At 73.7% G+C, this 16,683-nt stretch carries 14 protein-coding genes; 7 read left to right on the forward strand and 7 right to left on the reverse strand.

What is annotated here, in order from left to right; translation table 11 throughout:
* Positions 1–176: 176 nt before the first annotated feature.
* On the forward strand, positions 177–1,286 hold the full coding sequence (locus NLX85_RS27310; RefSeq protein WP_254339867.1) for a glutamate--cysteine ligase: 1,110 nt from the start codon (positions 177–179) through the stop codon (positions 1,284–1,286).
* A gap of 11 nt (positions 1,287–1,297) precedes the next feature.
* Here NLX85_RS27310 and NLX85_RS27315 read toward each other — a convergent pair whose 3' ends face one another.
* Together NLX85_RS27315 and NLX85_RS27320 are read right to left on the reverse strand one after the other, a co-directional pair.
* Positions 1,298–1,573: a YegP family protein gene (locus NLX85_RS27315; protein ID WP_254339869.1), complete on the reverse strand. Its 276-nt coding sequence runs from the start codon at positions 1,571–1,573 to the stop codon at positions 1,298–1,300.
* A 44-nt stretch (positions 1,574–1,617) separates the two neighbouring features.
* Complete coding sequence (locus NLX85_RS27320; RefSeq protein ID WP_254339872.1) at positions 1,618–3,402, reverse strand: N-acetylglutaminylglutamine amidotransferase; 1,785 nt, start codon at positions 3,400–3,402, stop codon at positions 1,618–1,620.
* Between the two features lie 265 nt (positions 3,403–3,667).
* On the opposite strand from NLX85_RS27320, the gene NLX85_RS27325 reads away from it, so the two are divergent.
* The gene (locus NLX85_RS27325) at positions 3,668–7,150 is read left to right on the forward strand and encodes a glycosyl hydrolase (RefSeq protein ID WP_254339879.1); all 3,483 of its coding nucleotides are present in this window, start codon (positions 3,668–3,670) and stop codon (positions 7,148–7,150) included.
* Positions 7,151–7,192: 42 nt separating this feature from the next.
* On the opposite strand, the gene NLX85_RS27330 is transcribed toward NLX85_RS27325, so the two are convergent.
* Positions 7,193–7,573, reverse strand: a complete 381-nt coding sequence (locus tag NLX85_RS27330; protein ID WP_254339881.1) for a VOC family protein — start codon at positions 7,571–7,573, stop codon at positions 7,193–7,195.
* Between the two features lie 38 nt (positions 7,574–7,611).
* Complete coding sequence (locus NLX85_RS27335; RefSeq protein ID WP_254339887.1) at positions 7,612–8,238, reverse strand: SGNH/GDSL hydrolase family protein; 627 nt, start codon at positions 8,236–8,238, stop codon at positions 7,612–7,614.
* A gap of 285 nt (positions 8,239–8,523) precedes the next feature.
* Between NLX85_RS27335 and NLX85_RS27340 the strand changes: the two genes are divergently transcribed.
* From NLX85_RS27340 to NLX85_RS27360, 5 genes are read left to right on the forward strand one after another with little or no spacing between them, the layout of a single operon-like run.
* Positions 8,524–9,702 (forward strand): sensor histidine kinase KdpD, encoded by a 1,179-nt coding sequence (locus NLX85_RS27340; RefSeq protein ID WP_254339889.1) that lies wholly within the window; start codon positions 8,524–8,526, stop codon positions 9,700–9,702.
* Positions 9,702–10,151 (forward strand): roadblock/LC7 domain-containing protein, encoded by a 450-nt coding sequence (locus NLX85_RS27345; protein ID WP_254339896.1) that lies wholly within the window; start codon positions 9,702–9,704, stop codon positions 10,149–10,151. The genes NLX85_RS27340 and NLX85_RS27345 overlap by 1 nt, the downstream gene beginning before the upstream one ends.
* A 20-nt stretch (positions 10,152–10,171) precedes the next feature.
* Entirely contained in the window at positions 10,172–10,513 is a 342-nt protein-coding gene (locus NLX85_RS27350; protein ID WP_148425567.1) for a DUF742 domain-containing protein, read from the forward strand.
* Positions 10,491–11,096: an ATP/GTP-binding protein gene (locus NLX85_RS27355; protein WP_254339898.1), complete on the forward strand. Its 606-nt coding sequence runs from the start codon at positions 10,491–10,493 to the stop codon at positions 11,094–11,096. Before NLX85_RS27350 ends, NLX85_RS27355 begins: the two co-directional genes overlap by 23 nt.
* A gap of 19 nt (positions 11,097–11,115) precedes the next feature.
* Positions 11,116–12,354 carry a styrene monooxygenase/indole monooxygenase family protein gene (locus NLX85_RS27360; RefSeq protein ID WP_254339900.1) on the forward strand — a complete coding sequence of 413 codons (1,239 nt, stop codon included), beginning with the start codon at positions 11,116–11,118 and terminating at the stop codon, positions 12,352–12,354.
* A 10-nt stretch (positions 12,355–12,364) separates the two neighbouring features.
* Here NLX85_RS27360 and NLX85_RS27365 read toward each other — a convergent pair whose 3' ends face one another.
* The 3 genes from NLX85_RS27365 to NLX85_RS27375 all read right to left on the reverse strand — a co-directional run bounded on the left by NLX85_RS27365 (position 12,365) and on the right by NLX85_RS27375 (position 16,659).
* Complete coding sequence (locus tag NLX85_RS27365; protein ID WP_254339901.1) at positions 12,365–13,243, reverse strand: SDR family NAD(P)-dependent oxidoreductase; 879 nt, start codon at positions 13,241–13,243, stop codon at positions 12,365–12,367.
* Between the two features lie 141 nt (positions 13,244–13,384).
* A complete protein-coding gene (locus NLX85_RS27370) occupies positions 13,385–15,715 on the reverse strand; it encodes a glycogen debranching N-terminal domain-containing protein (protein WP_254339902.1) in 2,331 nt (776 codons plus the stop codon).
* Positions 15,637–16,659: a nitronate monooxygenase gene (locus tag NLX85_RS27375; RefSeq protein ID WP_254340313.1), complete on the reverse strand. Its 1,023-nt coding sequence runs from the start codon at positions 16,657–16,659 to the stop codon at positions 15,637–15,639. Before NLX85_RS27375 ends, NLX85_RS27370 begins: the two co-directional genes overlap by 79 nt.
* Between the last annotated feature and the right edge of the window lie 24 nt (positions 16,660–16,683).

Here is a 16,683-nt window from a genome sequence, read left to right on the forward strand (position 1 = left end):
CCCGAGCGGGGGGTGCCAGGGGAAACGTCCACCCGCACGCCCGGACGCGCCGTACCGTCGAGGTGAGGCGGCCGGCGCGCCCCGCGGTGCGACAGTCGCCGACCTGCCCGCGCGGCACGCCGGCACGCGTCCGACCGCCGCCGCGCCGTGCGCCCGCCGCACCCGGAGGTGAGCCCGTGGCGCCCGACCCGGCGGTCCGCACGCTCGGCGTGGAGGAGGAGTACCTGCTCCTGGATCCGGTGACCGGGCAGAGCCTGCCCGTGGCCGACCGGGTGCTCGCCGCGCTCGCCGGCCCGAGCCGGGAGCAGAGTCGGCAGGAGTTCCGGCACAGCATGGTCGAGATGGTGACGCCCATCTGCACCGACCTGGCCGAGCTGCGGGAGCATCTGGTGGCGCTCCGCCGGGCGGCGGCCGAGGCGGCCGAGGCAGCCGGAGCGCGGCTGGTGGCGGTGGCGGCGACGCCGGTGTGCGAGCCGCACCGGTCGGTGCCGGACAAGGACCGCTACCGGGCCATGTCGCACCGGTTCGGGCCGGTGGCGCACGACCCGGCGGTCTGCGGCTGCCACGTCCACGTCGGGGTGCCCGACCGCGAACTCGCCGTGCAGGTCTGCAACCACCTGCGGCCCTGGCTGCCGGTCGTGCAGGCGCTCACCACCAACTCGCCGCTGCACGACGGGCGCGACACCGGGCACGCGAGCTGGCGCGCCATCCAGTTCGACCGCTGGCCCAGCGTCGGGCCGACCCCGCACTTCGACTCCGCGGACGACTACGACCGCACGGTCCGGGACCTCGTCGACGCCGGCATCATGCTGGACGCCCAGATGGTCTACTGGTACGCCCGCCCGTCCGTCGCCTACCCGACGGTGGAGATCCGGGTGGGCGACGTCTGCCCGACGGTCGACGACACGCTGCTGGTGGCCGCCCTGCTGCGGGCCCTGGTCGCCACGACGGCGGAGGACGTGCGCTCCGGCCGGGCCGCGCCGCGGATCCGGGACTGCCTGGTGGCGGCCGCGCACTGGCGCGCCGCGCACGACGGGGTGGACGGGGACCTGGTCGACCTGCGGGCGGGCGGGTCCCGGCCGGCCTGGGAGCTGGTCGACGACATGGTCGCCGCCGTGACACCCGCGCTGGCCCGCTACGGGGACCTGGACGTGGTGCACCACCAGCTCGACCGGCTGCGCCGCGACGGCAGCGGGGCGACCCGGCAGCGGCGGATCCTGGCGGACACCGGCGGGGACGTCCGGGCGGTCCTGGACGAGCTCGCCGCCCGCACCCTCGACGCCTGAGCCGACGGCGGTCAGACGGGCGGGATGCCGGACCGCCCGATCCGGGCCAGGTCGGGTTCGCCGTCGACCGTCCGGCTGGGCGGCGCGGCGGCCGGCCCGGTCGGCTCGGTCGTCTCGGTCCGGTCCTCGATGGCGGCCCCGCCGACCTCGCGCATCAGGTCCGCCACGACGGCGAGGGCGGTGGCCTTGTCGGCGTACTGCCGGCCGGTGGCGACGACCTGTCCGTCGTCGCCCACCAGCGTGAACCGGTAGCCGCCGGTGTCGCCGGCGGCGATGAGGAACTTCACCCCCGCCCCTTACCCGGGCGGCGCGCGCCGACACCCCGGCCCGGTCAGTCGATGCCGTGGGCCTGCAACCACAGCTCCAGCAGCCCGAGCTGCCAGAGCTTGTTGCTGCCGGCGGCGGCCTGGGCGCGGTCCGGCTCGGCGAGCAGTTCCGCCACGTACTCCGGCCGGAACAGCCCACGCCGCCGGGCGGCCGGCGCGGCGAGGGCCTCGGCGACCATCTCGCGGACCGGGCCGTCGACGTTGCGCAGCGCCGGGACCGGGAAGTAGCCCTTGGGCCGGTCGATGACCTCGGTCGGCAGCACCGACCGGGCCACCTCCTTGAGCACGCCCTTGCCGCCCTGGGCCGTCTTGTGCTCGGGCGGGCAGGCGGCGGCGAGGGTGACGAGGTCCTGGTCCAGGAACGGCGTACGCACCTCCAGCCCCCAGGCCATGCTCATGCTGTCGACCCGCTTGACCGGGTCGTCGGGCAGCATGAGGTGGGTGTCCAGGCGCAGCACGGCGTCCAGCGCCGTCTCGGCGCCGGGTGCGGCCAGGTGCGCCGCCAGCACCTCGCGGCTGGCGTCCCGCGGGCAGGCGTGGGCCGCGCCGACCACCCGTGCCAGCTCGTCGTGCGTACGGTCGAAGAAGGCCTCGGCGAAGGCGTCGGCCACCGCGTCGCGGGGCACGCCCACCAGGGGCTGGTGGTAGCCGTAGCCGGCGAAGACCTCGTCCGCGCCCTGGCCGGACTGGGCCACCTTGACGTGCCGGGCGACCTGCTCGGAGAGCAGGTGGAACGCGACCACGTCGTGGCTGCCCATCGGCTCGGTCATCGCCGTCACGGCACGGCGCACCGCCGGGACGAGATCCTCGTCGCCGAGCCGGATCCGGTGGTGGTCGGTGTCGAAGGCGGCCGCCACGAGATCCGAGTAGTGGAACTCGTCGCCGGGCTCGCCGTCGCGGCCGCTGAAGCCGATGCTGAAGGTCTGCAGGTGGTGCTGGCCGGCCTCGGCGAGCAGCGCCACGATCATGCTGGAGTCGAGGCCCCCGGAGAGCAGCACCCCGACGGGCACGTCGGCCACCAGGCGCCGCCGCACGGCCGTCCGCAGCGCGTCCCCCACGGCCGCCGTCCAGTCCTCGGCGGCCAGGCCGGCGTGCGCGGGGTCGCGGACGTAGTCGGGCTGCCAGTAGACGCGCTCGCGGGACCGGCCGTCGGCCTCGACGATCCGCAGGGTGGCCGGTGGCAGCTTGCGCACTCCGCGCAGGATCGTGCGCGGCGCCGGCACGATCGAGTGCCAGGACAGGTAGTGGTGCAGCGCCACGGGGTCGATGTCGGTGTCCACCTCGCCGGCCCGCAGCAGCGCGGGCAGCGTGGAGGCGAAGCGCAGCCGGCCGGGCGACTCGGCCAGGTAGAGGGGCTTGATGCCGAGCCGGTCGCGGGCCAGCACGAGGCGGTCGCGCCGGTGGTCGACCAGGGCCACCGCAAACATCCCGACGAGGTGCTCGACGAAGCGCTCGCCCCACTGGGCGTACGCCACCAGGATCACCTCGGTGTCCCCGGTGGAGCGGAAGGTGTGGCCGGCGGAGATCAGCTCCTCGCGCAGCTCGGGGTAGTTGTAGACGCAGCCGTTGAAGACCAGCGTCAGCCCCAGGTCCTCGCGGGTCATCGGCTGCGCCGCCGCGTCCGACAGGTCGATCACGGTCAGCCGGCGGTGCCCCAGCGTCACCCAGCCCTCGGGGCGCAGCCCCTCGCCGTCCGGGCCGCGCGAGCGCATGGCCCCGGTCATCCGCTCGACGGCGGCGGTGTCCGGCCGCGACCCGTCGAAGCGGGCCTCCCCACTGATGCCGCACATGGTCGGCGGCCACCCCCGTCGCTCGGTGCCAGTCGGCGGGCCGCGACTACCCGGGCCGGCGTCCGGGAAACCTGATCGCGCTGGTCAGGCGACTCTCGGGCGCTGTGCCGGGGTCGACCGGACGGGTCGAGAGAGCGCTCTCTTTGGACACGAAACATTGACGAGCGCGTAACCGGAACCTAACCTCGCTCCTCAAGAGAGCGCTCTCACGACTGGTCGGACCCCACCCCCGCACCTCCACTCCCCCATTGGTGAAGGGAACCCCATGACACTCTCCCTCCGGGACTTCTCGCCCGGTGATCCTCCACTGGCGAGCCCCGCCCGGCGCACCGGCGGCCGGCGCGCGCTCGCCCTCGCCACCGCGTCCGTCCTCGCGGCCGGCGTGCTCGGCGTCGTCGTGGCCGGCGGCGGCACCGCCACCGCCGGCACGGTCGGCGCGGGCAGCTACACCGAGACGCTGCCGCCCGGCGCCGTCCTGCCCAGGGGCTGCGGCGACATCAGCACCAACCCGCGGCTGTTCACGACCGCCGACGCCCCGAAGGGGGCGATCCCGACCAACGACTGGTGGTCGTCGCTGATCTGGAAGCGCAACAACTGCGCCACCAGCGAGAACATGCAGGCCCACCCGCTGGCCTACCACGCGGAGAACAACGGGCTCGGGCTGTCGTACACCACCACGCCGGCGATCAGCGGCAGCGCCACCGGGGTCGGCGAGTACCACTTCCCGTACACCGAGGACGTCCGGGTCGGCGTGGCCGGGCTCGCCGCGCCGGTCGTCAAGGCCGCCGACTGGACGGACTGGACGGTCACCGCCGACTGGAGCGACGGCACTCGCACCATGCGCGCCACCATCGGGCACGGCCTGCCCTTCAGCTACTACACGGTCAGCGGCGGCGCCGCGCAGCTCACCGCCGCGGCCACGCCCACCGTGTGGACCAACTCCGGCTCGACCATCGGCTTCACGGTCCACGGCCACGACTACGTGGCGTACGCGCCGACCGGCGCGACCTGGAGCGTCAGCGGCGCCGGCATCAGCTCCACCCTGGCCGGCAAGGGCTACTTCTCGGTGGCCGTGCTGCCCGGCGGCGCCGACCGGGCCGCCCTCGCCACCGAGTACGGCCGCTACGCCCACGCGCACGTCACCGGCACGAAGATGACCTACGCGTACGACCCGGCGACCGGCACCGTGCGCACCACGTACGCCGTCACCACCACCCCGCGCGAGGGCACCGAGACCCGGTCGGTGGTGGCGCTCTACCCGCACCAGTGGCGCAGCCTGACCGGCGCCACCCCGATCACCCCGACGTACGTCTCGGCACGCGGCGCCATGCGGGTCCTCACCGGCGTCTCGTCGTTCACCACGAGCATGAGGTACACCGGCGTGCTGCCGGAGGTGCCGGCGGTCGGCGACTCGTCCGGCGCGGACCTGACCACGGTCACCAACTACCTCAACGCCGAACTCGCCAACCCCGAGGGGATCAGCGGCAAGGACACCTACTGGGCCGGCAAGGGCCTCGGGCGGGCCGCCCGGATCGCCGAGATCGCCGACCAGCTCGGCCTCACCGCGGTCCGCGACGCGGCGGTCGCCGCCATGAAGGCCCGGCTGACCAACTGGCTCACCGCGAGCGCCGGCGAGACCGGGCAGCTCTTCCACTACGACCGGAACTGGGGCACGCTGATCGGCTACCCCGCCTCGTACGGCTCCGACGAGGACCTCAACGACCACCACTTCCACTACGGCTACTTCGTGGCCGCCGCCGCCACCGTCGCCAAGTTCGACCCGGCCTGGGCCGACGACACCCGCTACGGCGGCATGGTGGACCTGCTCATCCGCGACGCCAACAACTACGACCGCGCCGACGCCCGCTTCCCCTACCTGCGGGACTTCGACATCTACGCCGGCCACGACTGGGCCTCCGGCCTCGCCCCCTTCTTCGCCGGCAACAACCAGGAGTCCTCCTCGGAGGGGATGAACTTCGCCAACGCCCTGATCCAGTGGGGACAGGCGACCGGTGACACCGCCGTCCGCGACGCCGGTGTCTTCATCTGGACCACCCAGGCCGCGGCCATCGCCGAGTACTGGTTCGACGTGCGCGACGAGAACTTCCCGGCCGCCTTCGGCCACCGGACCGTCGGCATGGTGTGGGGCGACGGCGGTTCCTACTCGACCTGGTTCTCCGCCGCGCCCGAGATGATCCAGGGCATCAACATGCTGCCGATCACCGGCGGTCACCTCTACCTCGGCGACGACCCCGCCTACGTGAAGGCCAACTACAACGAGCTGGTCACCAACAAGGGCGGCCCGCCGACGGTGTGGCAGGACATCCTCTGGGAGTTCCTGGCCCTCGGCGACGGCGACCAGGCGCTGCAGAACCTCCGTGCCAACAGCACGTTCGCCAGCGAGGAAGGGGAGAGCAAGGCCCACACCTTCCACTGGATCCGCAACCTGGCCGCGCTGGGCACCGTGGACCCGACCGTCACCGCGAACCACCCGCTGGCCAAGGTGTTCAAGAAGGGCACCGCCCGCACGTACGTGGCGTCGAACATCACCGCCCAGCCGCTGACCGTGACCTTCTCCGACGGCACGACGCTGGCCGTCCCGGCCGGCCGCACGGCCACCTCGGGCGCGCTCACCTGGAGCGGCGGCAACGCCACCGGCGGCGTCGTCGTCCCCACCGGACCGCCGCCGACCCCGACGGGCACGCCCACGCCCACGCCGACCAGCCCCAGCCCGTCGCCGACCAGCCCGAGCCCGTCGCCGACCACACCGCCCCCGTCGCTCTCTCCCACCCAGTACCTGCTTGCGGGTGGCGCGCTCGGTGGCACGGCCGGCGCGGCCGGCACGGTGTCGGTGGCCGCCGCGAACGGCAACCACGACGGTGTTCCGGCCAACCCGCAGGTGTTCACCGCCACCGGGCTGACCGGCGCGTACAACGGCGGGTCGACCGTGTTCGACCTGGCCGTGGACGCCGGCACCGCGGTCGGCAACGGCGTCCAGGCCCGGGTCTCGTACGACCTGACCGGCGACGGCACCGCCGACCGGGTGGAGACCTACTCCTACTACGCCACCGACCCGGTGACCGGGGTCGAGCACTACCGGCAGACCCAGGGCCTGAAGTCGGCCACCGGAACGCTCGGCGACCTCGTCGACGGCACCGTGAAGGTCGAGGTCTGGAACGCCATCGGCAGCGGGGCCACCACGCTGGGCGTCGGCAACTCCTCCCAGCTCGTGCTCCCGTACACCGGAACCGGTTCGACCACGCCGCCGCCGCCGGGCGGCTTCGCCGCGGACCTGTACCTGACCGGTCAGACGCTGACCGGCGCGGCGGGCGCCGCGGGCGGCGTGCCGGTGCCCGCGGCCAACGGCAGCTGGGTCGGCAGCCCGCACAACCCGCTGGTCTACACGGCCACCGGGGTCACCGCGGCCTACGCCGGCGGGCAGACCCGCTTCGACCTGTTCCTCGACGCCGGCACGACCGTCGGGAACGGCACCCAGGTACGGGTCTCCTACGACCTGACCGGCGACGGCGCCTTCGACCGGATGGAGACGTACCAGTACTTCGCCACCGACCCGGTCACCGGATGGGAGCACTACACCGAGGCCCGCGGGCTCTACTCGGGCGTGGGCACGCTCGGGAACCTGGCGGGCGGGACGGTGAAGGTGGAGGTGTGGAACGCCATCGGCGGCGGCGCCACCACCCTGGGCACCGGCAACCGCTCGAAGCTCACCCTGCCGTACACCGCCTGACCGCTCCGGCGGCGCCCCGGCCACCGCGGCCGGGGCGCCGCGTCAGTCCCACCGGGTGGCGGTCGCGGCGAACAGCTCCGGGTCGCTGGCCACCGGGATCACGCAGAGCAGGTGACCGCCCGGCGCCCGCAGCACGTGGCAGTCGAGCCACCGGGAGACCGGCGTGGCGCCGAGGCGCACCAGCCGCTCCACCTCGGCGGCCACGTCGTCGGTCTCGATGTCCAAGTGGTGCCGGGGCGCGTCGTCCACCGACTGCACCGCGGTCACCAGTCCGGGCACCACGTCCACCAGGCCGGTGAACTGCGGCTCGGTCGGGTCGGTGCGGGTCGGCGCGCCGAGCGCCGCGGACCAGAACCCGACCGCCGGCGCGGCGGCGTCGCGGGGGGCGTCGAGGATCAGGGCGTACAGCCGGGAGCGGTGCATCGGCCGAGCTTAGCCACGATCGGCGTCGATGGGGGGGCTCAGGCCGACGGGCTGACCGCGCGCAGCCACGCCTGGGCGATCAGCGCGTGGCCGAACGGGGTGGGGTGCACCCCGTCCCGGGTCCACACCCGCCCGTCCACACCGGCGGCCTGGAACAGCTCGTCCACCGCCACCAGCGTCGCGCCGAACTCGGCGGCGAGCTCGCGGACCACCTCGACCTTCGGGTCGAGGTCCTCCCGCCACGCGTGCTGCGCGTCGTCCAGCGGGACCACGAACGGCTCGACGAGGACCAGCCGGGCGTCCAGCGGCCGGGTGGCCTCCAGCAGGTGGCGGTAGTCGCGGGCGAAGTCGGCGGCGCTGGTCGGGTCGTCACGGGTGTAGCGCCGCCAGGTGTCGTTGATGCCGATGAGCACCGACACCACCTGCGGGGCGAGGGCCAGGCAGTCGGTCGCCCAGCGGTCCCGCAGGTCGCGTACCCGGTCGCCGCTGATCCCCCGGTTCAGGAAGGTGGCCCGGTGGTGGGGGTGACGGGCGGTGAACCAGGCGGAGGCCATCATGGCGTACCCGGTGCCGAGGTCGTCGGCGCAGGACCGGTCCCGGCCGGCGTCGGTGATGCTGTCGCCGATGAAGAGCACCCGGCCGCCGCGCGGCACCTCCACCGTCATCCGCCCGTCCCCCGCCCGCTCGACGCCGTTCCCATGATCATGCCGCACGCCGCTCGGGCGAATCCCACCGGGCACCCGGCCGACTGACGGCCGATCCGCCGGGAAAAATTCGCCGTCCGGCTGTTGCGTTTCGCGACCGCGGAACGATCACCCAACTGTGGCAGCGCGGCGACCGGTGTGTGAAAACCTCCCCAAGTTGGCCCGCACCGTTGCAATCAGCGCACACCCGGTGGTTGACTGCTGCACCATGCCAGAGCCGAAGATCACGGACAGGCCGGTCTTTTCGTGAGAAGCAGTGACATCATCCGGCGGAGCACCTGGCGGCAGCGGGCGGCACGCTGGTTGGATCCGACGGTCGCCCGGTGGGACGTCTCTCCACCGGAGACACCCGAACCGCCACCGCCGGAGGACGCGGGCCGGGGCCCGTGGCCCGCCATCTGCGAGCAGTTCGCCCTCCGGATCCTCGCCTCGGCGTACCAGATGGGCGCCCACCTGGAGGCCGTCGAGGCCGACGAGCAGGACCCGGAACGGCTGGAGCGGCTCTACCGCATCGACCACGCGAACACCCGGATCCGCCGGCACGCGGAGAACCTCCAGGTGCTGCTGGGCCGGCGGGTCGAAGACGCCGACCCGCAGACCGTCCCCCTCGTGGACGTGGTCCGGGCCGCCGCCTCGGCGGTCGAGCACTACCCCCGCATCCGGGTGGGACACGTGGTCGAACTGGCGGTGGTCGAGTTCGCCGCCGACGACGTGATCCGGGTGCTCACCGAACTGCTGGACAACGCCACCCGGTTCTCCCCGCCCACCGCCCCGGTGACCGTGTCGGCGTTCGTCACCGAGGACGGCGGCGTCCTGCTGCGGGTCGAGGACGCCGGGGTGGGCCTGCACCCCGACCACCTGACCCAGCTCAACGCCCTGCTCAGCGGCCGGCCCACCGCCCCGGTCGCGCTCGACCCCGCGGCCCACCTGGGGCTCGCCGTGGTCGCCCACCTGGCCGTCGCCCAGGGGCTGCGGGTCGCCCTCACCACCCGGCCTGCCGGCGGGACCATCGCGACCGTGGCCGTTCCCGGCGCGCTGCTCTGCGAGATCCCGGCCCCGGGCCTGGACGCCGCGGCGCCCGCGCCGCCACCGGCCTGGCCAACGACCGGGCACCGAACCGACCCCTGGAGTGCGCCGATGGCCACGCCCCACCACGGTGCCGACACCCCGACCGTCCGGCTGGCCACCCTCGACTCGCCGGCCGGCGAGCCGCCGCCCGCCACCAGCCCGCCCACCACCAGCCCGCCCACCACCGGGCTGCCGCGACGGGTGCCCGAGAGCGTCCGTGACCGGGTCGCGGCGCCCCGACCCCCCGCCGACACCGGCGCGGGCTCCCCGCCCGAGGCGTGGCCGGACGAGATGGCCGCCTTCGCGGCCGGCGTCGGCGACGCCCGCACCCCCACCGACGGAGAAGGACGGCAGTGATGAGCCACGCCTACCCGAGAACCGGCGCCGGCAACGGGACGCCCGACTGCGCCTGGCTGATCCGGCAGTTCGTCGAGGACGTGCCCGGGGTCAGCCACGCGATGCTGGTGTCGCTGGACGGCCTGCAACTGGCCGCCTCGCAGGGCGTCGGCCGCGACCTGGGCGACCAGCTCTCCGCGCTGACCGCCGGCCTGCTCAGCATGGCCGACCGCAGCGCCGCGCTGCTGGAGCTGGGCGCCGCCGAGTACCTGACCGTCCGGCTGCCCCGCGGGCACCTGCTGTTCATGCGGGTGGGCGAGTCCGCGGGCCTCGCGGTGGCCGCCGCGCCCGGCTGCGACCTGCGAGTCGTGTCGTACCGGATGACGCAGTTCGTCGGCGCCGTGTGGCACGCCCTCACCCCGGCCGTCCGGCACGAGCTGCACCGCATGACCGCCGCCCAGGCCCGCTGACCGGCCGGAGGAGGAGGATCATGCAGCTCAGGTACTGGAAGGTCCGGCCGTACGTGCTGACCGCCGGCCGCACCCGCACCCGGCAGCCGCTGCTCGTGCACACGCTGGTGTCGGTGCCCTACTACGACGCCGTGTTCGCCGCCGGCCTGCTGCCCGAGGCCCGCTCGCTGTACGAGCAGGCCCGCCGGACGGCGCGTTCGGTGGCCGAACTCTCCGCGGTGTGCGGGATTTCGCTGGGGGTGACCCGGGTCGTCGTCGACGACCTGGCCGCCACCGACCGGCTGCTGGTCCACACCGACCACGACAACGTCGACTTCCGCCTCCTGGAGAGACTGCGCGATGGCCTCCGCAAGCTTGCCTGACAGCCCGCTGCTGACCTCGGCGAAGATCGTCATCGCCGGCGGCTTCGGGGTCGGCAAGACCACCTGCGTCGGCTCCATCTCGGAGATCCCGCCGGTCAACACCGAGGCGTGGATGACGGCGGCCAGCGAGACCGTCGACCGGCTGGACCCCGGCATCGACAAGACGACCACCACCGTGGCCATGGACTTCGGCCGGCTCACCATCGGCCCCGACCTGGTGCTCTACCTGTTCGGCACGCCGGGCCAGCCCCGGTTCTGGCCGATGTGGGACGACCTGTGCCGGGGCGCCGTGGGCGCTCTGGTGCTCGCCGACACCCGCGACCTGGCCGCCTCGTTCCCGGCCGTCAACTACTTCGAGCAGGACAGCGACGTGCCCTTCGTGGTCTGCGTGAACCTCTTCGACGGGGTGCTGCACCACCCGCTCGAGGACGTCCGCGCCGCGCTCACGCTGCCGGCCCGCGTACCCCTGACCGCCTGCGACGCCCGCGACCCGTCGTCGGTGGCGCGGGCGCTGCTGACGGTCGTGGAACACGCCATGTCCCGCACCCCCCGGCCCGCCGCGGGCGCGCTCGCGGCGCGGTAGCTCAACCCCTGGAGGAACCATGCGCAGAATCCTGATCGTCGGGGCCGGACAGTCCGGGCTCCAGCTCGCCCTCAGCCTGCAGTCGGAGGGGTACGACGTCACCGTGATGTCCGCCCGGACCCCCGACGAGATCCGCCGGGGCTGGGTGATGAGCACCCAGGCCATGTTCGGCGCCGCGCTCGCCACCGAACGCCGGTACGGGTTGGACCTGTGGCGGGACCGGGCGCCCCGGATCGACGGGCTGCACGTCTCACTCTCCGCGCCGCCCGGCGAGCGGGCGCTGCGCATCGCGTGCCCGCTGGACGAGCCGGCGCAGAGCACCGACCAGCGGGTCAAGATGGCCGACTGGCTGGAGCTGTTCGAGGTGCGCGGCGGGACGGTGCTCTACCAGACGGTCACCACCAGCGATCTGGACGGCCTGGCCCGGCTCGGCCGCTACGACCTGACCGTGGTGGCCGCCGGCAAGGGCGACCTGGTCGGCGTCTTCGACCGCGACCCGGCCCGCTCCGTGTACGAGGCGCCGCAGCGCGGGCTGGCCGTGGCGTACGTGCACGGGATGGCCCCGGACCCGCTGCTGCCCGTGCCGCACGTCAGCTTCAACGCGGTGCCCGGGCTCGGCGAGCTGTTCGTCATCCCCGCCCTGACCCACTCCGGTCCCTGCGAGATCCTGTTCTGGGAGGCGGTGCCCGGTGGGCCGCTGGACCTGTGGACCGAGCGGCGGGACCCGGCCGAGCACTTGAAGCTCACCCTCGACCTGGCCCGCCGCTACACCCCGTGGATCTACGAGCGATGCGCCGAGGTGGAGCTGACCGACGGGCGGGCCACGCTGTCCGGGCGGTACACCCCGACGGTGCGCCGCCCGGTGGCGGAGCTGCCCTCGGGCGGGCTGGTGCTGGGCATGGCCGACGTGGTGGTGGCCAACGACCCGATCACCGGCCAGGGCAGCAACACCGCGGCGAAGTGCGCGTCCGCGTACCTGGGGTCGATCCTGGAGCACGGCGACCGGCCGTTCGACCGGGACTGGATGGCGCGGACCTTCGAGCGGTTCTGGGCGGAAACCGGCGAGGCCGTCACCGGCTGGACGAACGCCATGCTGCAACCGCTGCCGCCGCACGTGCAGCAGCTGCTCGGCGCGGCCGCCGGCAACCCGGTGGTGGCCCGGCGGTTCGCCAACGGGTTCAGCGACCCGAACGACTTCCGGGACTGGTTCCTCACCCCGGACGCCGCCGAGCGCTACCTGGCCTCGGTCGCCGGCTGACCGCCGCCGGTCAGGCGGTCACGTGGGCGCTGTCGCCGGCCGTGGCGGCGAACGCGGTGCCGCTGACCATCCTGGCGCCGTCCGAGGCGAGGAACACCACGAGCGGCGCGACGTCCTCCGGCTGGACCCAGGGCACCCCCAGCGGGGTCTTCGCGCGCAGCGCCTCGACCGCGCTCCGCTCGTCGTTGGCGGTGTCCCCGGACGGCGTCTTCCCGCCCTCGACGATGGCCTGCGCGTAGCGGTCCTGGTGCCGGGTCAGGGCGGTGTCGACCAGACCGGGGATCACCGCGTTCACGGTGATCCCGTGCGCCCCGAGCTCCAGCGCCGCCGACTTGACCAGGCCGATGAGCCCCCACTTCGACGCCGAGTAGGCCGCTCCGTTCGTGGTGCCGTGCTGGCCCTGCGTGGAGGAGGTGACCACGATCCGCCCGCCGCCGCGGCTGACCAGCAGCGGGGCGAAGACCCGCAGCACGTTCGCGGTGCCGGTGAGGTTGACGTCGATCTGGTCGTGCCAGTCCGGGTCGGCCATCTCCAGCAGGGGCTTGAAGGCCTGGATGCCGGCGTTGGCGAAGAGCACGTCGAGGCCGCCGTGGTCCCGCTCGACCGCCGCGGCCACCGCACGCACCGCGGCGATGTCCCGCTGGTCGGCGACGTGCGCGGACCAGCGCACTCCGGCGGCGGTGACCCGCCGGCCCGTCTCGGCCAGGTCCTCCGGGGTGGCGGGCGGGAAGTCGAGGATCGGGCTCACCGGACCGGCCACGTCGACCCCGGCCACGTCCGCGCCCGCCTCGGCGAGCGCCACGGCGGCGGCCCGGCCGATGCCGCGCGCCGCGCCGGTGACCACGGCGACCCGCCCGGACAGCGGTCGCGCCGCCGGTGCTACGGACATCGGAGCCGCCCCCGTTCCGCCGCCCGTCGACGGCACCCTCTCGCACCGTAGACCCGTCCGGCCTCGCCCCGCCCGGGGATCGACGCCACACCGCCGCCGGCTGCTGCGGATCTTGGGGACGAATGTCGCCGGCGCGACCGGTCAGGGCTCGGCCAGCCGGACGTATCCGGTGGAGCCCACGGCCTCGATGTCCCAGTGCCGACCGAACGCCCGCGCCCCGCTGATCATGATCCGTCCGATCTCCTTGGGGACCTGCGGGTCGACCACCAGCTTGCCGCCTATCGCGTCGAGGCCGAGCATGCACCGGAGGAAGTTCAGCGGCGCACCCGCCGCCCAGGCCTGCGGGCTGCACGCCGTGGGATACTGCACCGGCCAGGTCGAGCGCCCCCGCTGATAGCCGGCGATCGCCTCCGGCAGTCGGAAGCTGAATGCCTTCGCGGCCTCCAACAGCGCCAGGCAGACCCGGTTCGCCTCCTCCCGGTAGCCGTAGCGTGCCATTCCGAGCGCCGCAATGGAGTTGTCGTGCGGCCACACCGTGCCGAGGTGGTATCCGATCGGGTTGTACGCCGCTTCGTCCATCGACAGCGTGCGGATCCCCCAACCGGAGAACATCGAGTCCGCCATCAACTGCCGCACCGCCTGCCCGGCGCGCTCCTCCGGCACGATCCCACTCCACAGCAGGTGTCCCATGTTGGAGGTGATGGAGTCGATCCGATTCTTGTCACCGTCGATCCCGACGGCGTAGTACCCACCCCGCTCCTCGACCCAGAAATCCCGGTTGAACGCGGCCCGGAGCCGCTCGGCGTCCGCCCGCAGGCGGCGTGCCAGGTCAGGATCGTCGAGGGGACCCTCGGACAGCTCAGCCAGGCGCAGTTTCGCGTCGTAGGTGTAGCCCTGGATCTCACATGTGGCGATCGGCAGGACCGGCAACCGGCCGTCGGAGAACCGGACCCCGTCCCACGAGTCACGCCAGCACTGGTTGCCCAGCCCTTCCGGGGACCGGGTCAGGTACTCGACGTAGCCGTCGCCGTCGCGGTCGCCGTACCGGTCGATCCACTCGAGCGCGGCGAGGGCGTTGGGGCGCAGCGACCGGACCAGTTCGTCGTCGTGGGTGAACCGCCAGTACTCGGAGAGCAGGATGAGCCAGAGCTGGGTCGCGTCCGCGGTGCCGTAATACGGGCCGTAGGGCCTCTGCCCGGTCCGGGTCAACTCGCCGTTGCGCACCTCGTGCAGGATCTTGCCCGGCTCCTCGTCGGTGAAGTCATCGACCTTGCGGCCCTGCAACCCGGCGAGCGCCACCAGGGCCCCCTTGGCCAGGCGTGGGCCGCCGAGGAGTGTCTGGTAGGCCGTGATCAGCGTGTCCCGTCCGAAGAAGGTGAGAAACCACGGCAGTCCGGCTGCCGGCAGGGCGACTCGTTGTCCGTTCATTTCGGCTTCCAGGCGCAGTGCGACCAGGTCCGTGAGGGTCTGCTCGACGACCTGCTCGAACAGGTTGCTGTCGCTGCTGAAGCGCCCGACCACCGAGCGCCACCGGGCGGCAGGATCGACGGCGCTGTGCCGGAAGACGTCCTCGAAGTCCCCCCGTACCGGCTCCACCACCCCCATGCCCGGCGGGAGGGAGACCTTCAGATCGACACACCAGTCACCACCGGCCGGAAGTTCGAGCACCCAGACGAAGTCGTCACCGTCCACCCGGTCCGGTACCGGCGACGCATGCACCTCGGTCTGGGCGACGAAGTCGCCGTTCTCGTATCGGAACAGCAGTCGACCGCTGTCCGCTCGATGCCGTCGGGCGATGGCCTCGGCGCGTTCCCGCACACCGGACTTGATCTCCAAGAGGTCGGCGAAATCGCTGCCGACCCCCAGCCGCAGCTCGACACGGACGGGTTCAGTGGCTGAGTAGTGCAGTTCGATCCGTTCATGCACGCCGTCCCCGAGATAGCGGCGTCGGCGGACCGTGAGGGCGTCCGCCGGCAGGTCCGGCAGTTCCGGATTGGCCAGGTAGAACTCCGCCGAGTAGTGGTCGACCGTACCGGAGCGGAGAACCAGCAGCGGTGCTCCGTTCACGGTGAGCATCCACCGGTTCAGCAGCCGGGTGTCGAGATGAACGAGCCCACCGATCGAGCCCACCGGGATGTCACCGACGGGGTCGGAGTACATGAAAGTGGCACCACTGAGCACGGCGATCGAACCCGGGTCGAGTTCGGGCGGAAGATCCCGCTGCCGCGCGCCGTTCCGCTTCGCCGCGGCGAGGTGAGGCGTCGGATCGGCAGGCGTCGGACGGTCGTCGGCCATGCGTTGACCGTAGGAACACAAGTTGTCGCTGGGCATCACCCGCACCGGGTGATTTCCCAAAGGTGCTCGGCAGTCGACAACGCCTTGTTCTGTGTGGGTCAGAGGGTGCGGGTCAGGTCCGTGAGGACGTCGGCGGCCGGGGCGGCCCGGGCTCCGCGCCAGCCGGTGCCGGCCCACAGGTGCAGACGTTCGGCGTCCCCGGCCTGCGCCGCGGCGACCCGCAGCGGCCGGGTCAGGTGGTGCAGCGCGGGGTAGCCCAGCGGGGCCGCCGTCTCGTGCCGGTCGATGAAGTCGTTGCGCAGCCCGCGTGCCGGCCGGCCGGTGAAGGCGCGGGTGACCACCGTCCGGTCCCGCCGCGGGTCGGCCAGCGCGTCACGGTGGGTCTGGCCGGTGCCGCTCTCGTCGGCCCGCAGCAGCACCGTGCCGACCAGCACCCCGACGGCGCCGGCGGCGAGTGCGGCCCGGACGTCGTCGGCGACGCCGACCCCGCCCGCGCCCAGCACGGGCAACCCGGCGCGGCCGGCGATCAGCGCGACCAGTTCGGGCAGCGGGCGGAGCGGCGGCGGGGCGGCCGGGGTGAAGGTGCCCAGATGCCCGCCGGCGGCGCCGCTCTGCGCAACCAGCCCGTCCACCCCGAGGTCGGCCGCGGCCGCCGCCTCGGCCGGGTCGGTCACCGTGACCAGCACCCGGCTGCCGGCCCGCCGCAGGTCGCGGACCACCGGCTCCGGGGGCAGGCCGAACGTGAAGCTGACCACCGGCACCGGGTCGGCGAGCAGCAGGTCCAGCTTCGCCGCCCAGTGGTCGTCGTCCTCGGTGCGCACGGCGGCCGCCAGGTCCAGGCCGTAGGGCGTGCCCTCGGCGGCGATCCGGGTGGCGTAGCGGCGGAACTCCGCCTCCGTCACCGGCACCGGGGTGGGCACGAAGACGTTCACCCCGAACGGCCGGCCGGTGGTGCGCAGGTCGGCGACCTCCGCGGCCAGCGCCTCCGGCGTCTTGTAGCCGGCCGCCAGGAACGCGAACGCCCCGGCCGCGCCCACCGCCGCCGCCAGCCCGGTGGTGGTCGGCCCGCCGGCCATCGGCGCCGCGACGACCGGCACGTCCACCCCGAGCAGTTCCCGCATCCCGTCCACGGCACCAGTCTGCCC

It is taken from the genome of Micromonospora sp. A3M-1-15 (genome assembly GCF_024213425.1).
GTDB lineage: Bacteria > Actinomycetota > Actinomycetes > Mycobacteriales > Micromonosporaceae > Micromonospora > Micromonospora chersina.

What these genes read in the sequence shown, in the direction of transcription:
- NLX85_RS27320 (WP_254339872.1), bottom strand. Translation starts at nt 3,402, where the DNA reads ATGTGCGGCATCAGTGGGGAGGCCCGCTTCGACGGGTCGCGGCCGGAC.
- NLX85_RS27325 (WP_254339879.1), top strand. Translation starts at nt 3,668, where the DNA reads ATGACACTCTCCCTCCGGGACTTCTCGCCCGGTGATCCTCCACTGGCG.
- NLX85_RS27330 (WP_254339881.1), bottom strand. Translation starts at nt 7,573, where the DNA reads ATGCACCGCTCCCGGCTGTACGCCCTGATCCTCGACGCCCCCCGCGAC.
- NLX85_RS27335 (WP_254339887.1), bottom strand. Translation starts at nt 8,238, where the DNA reads ATGACGGTGGAGGTGCCGCGCGGCGGCCGGGTGCTCTTCATCGGCGAC.
- NLX85_RS27345 (WP_254339896.1), top strand. Translation starts at nt 9,702, where the DNA reads ATGAGCCACGCCTACCCGAGAACCGGCGCCGGCAACGGGACGCCCGAC.
- NLX85_RS27350 (WP_148425567.1), top strand. Translation starts at nt 10,172, where the DNA reads ATGCAGCTCAGGTACTGGAAGGTCCGGCCGTACGTGCTGACCGCCGGC.
- NLX85_RS27355 (WP_254339898.1), top strand. Translation starts at nt 10,491, where the DNA reads ATGGCCTCCGCAAGCTTGCCTGACAGCCCGCTGCTGACCTCGGCGAAG.
- NLX85_RS27360 (WP_254339900.1), top strand. Translation starts at nt 11,116, where the DNA reads ATGCGCAGAATCCTGATCGTCGGGGCCGGACAGTCCGGGCTCCAGCTC.
- NLX85_RS27365 (WP_254339901.1), bottom strand. Translation starts at nt 13,243, where the DNA reads ATGTCCGTAGCACCGGCGGCGCGACCGCTGTCCGGGCGGGTCGCCGTG.
- NLX85_RS27375 (WP_254340313.1), bottom strand. Translation starts at nt 16,659, where the DNA reads ATGCGGGAACTGCTCGGGGTGGACGTGCCGGTCGTCGCGGCGCCGATG.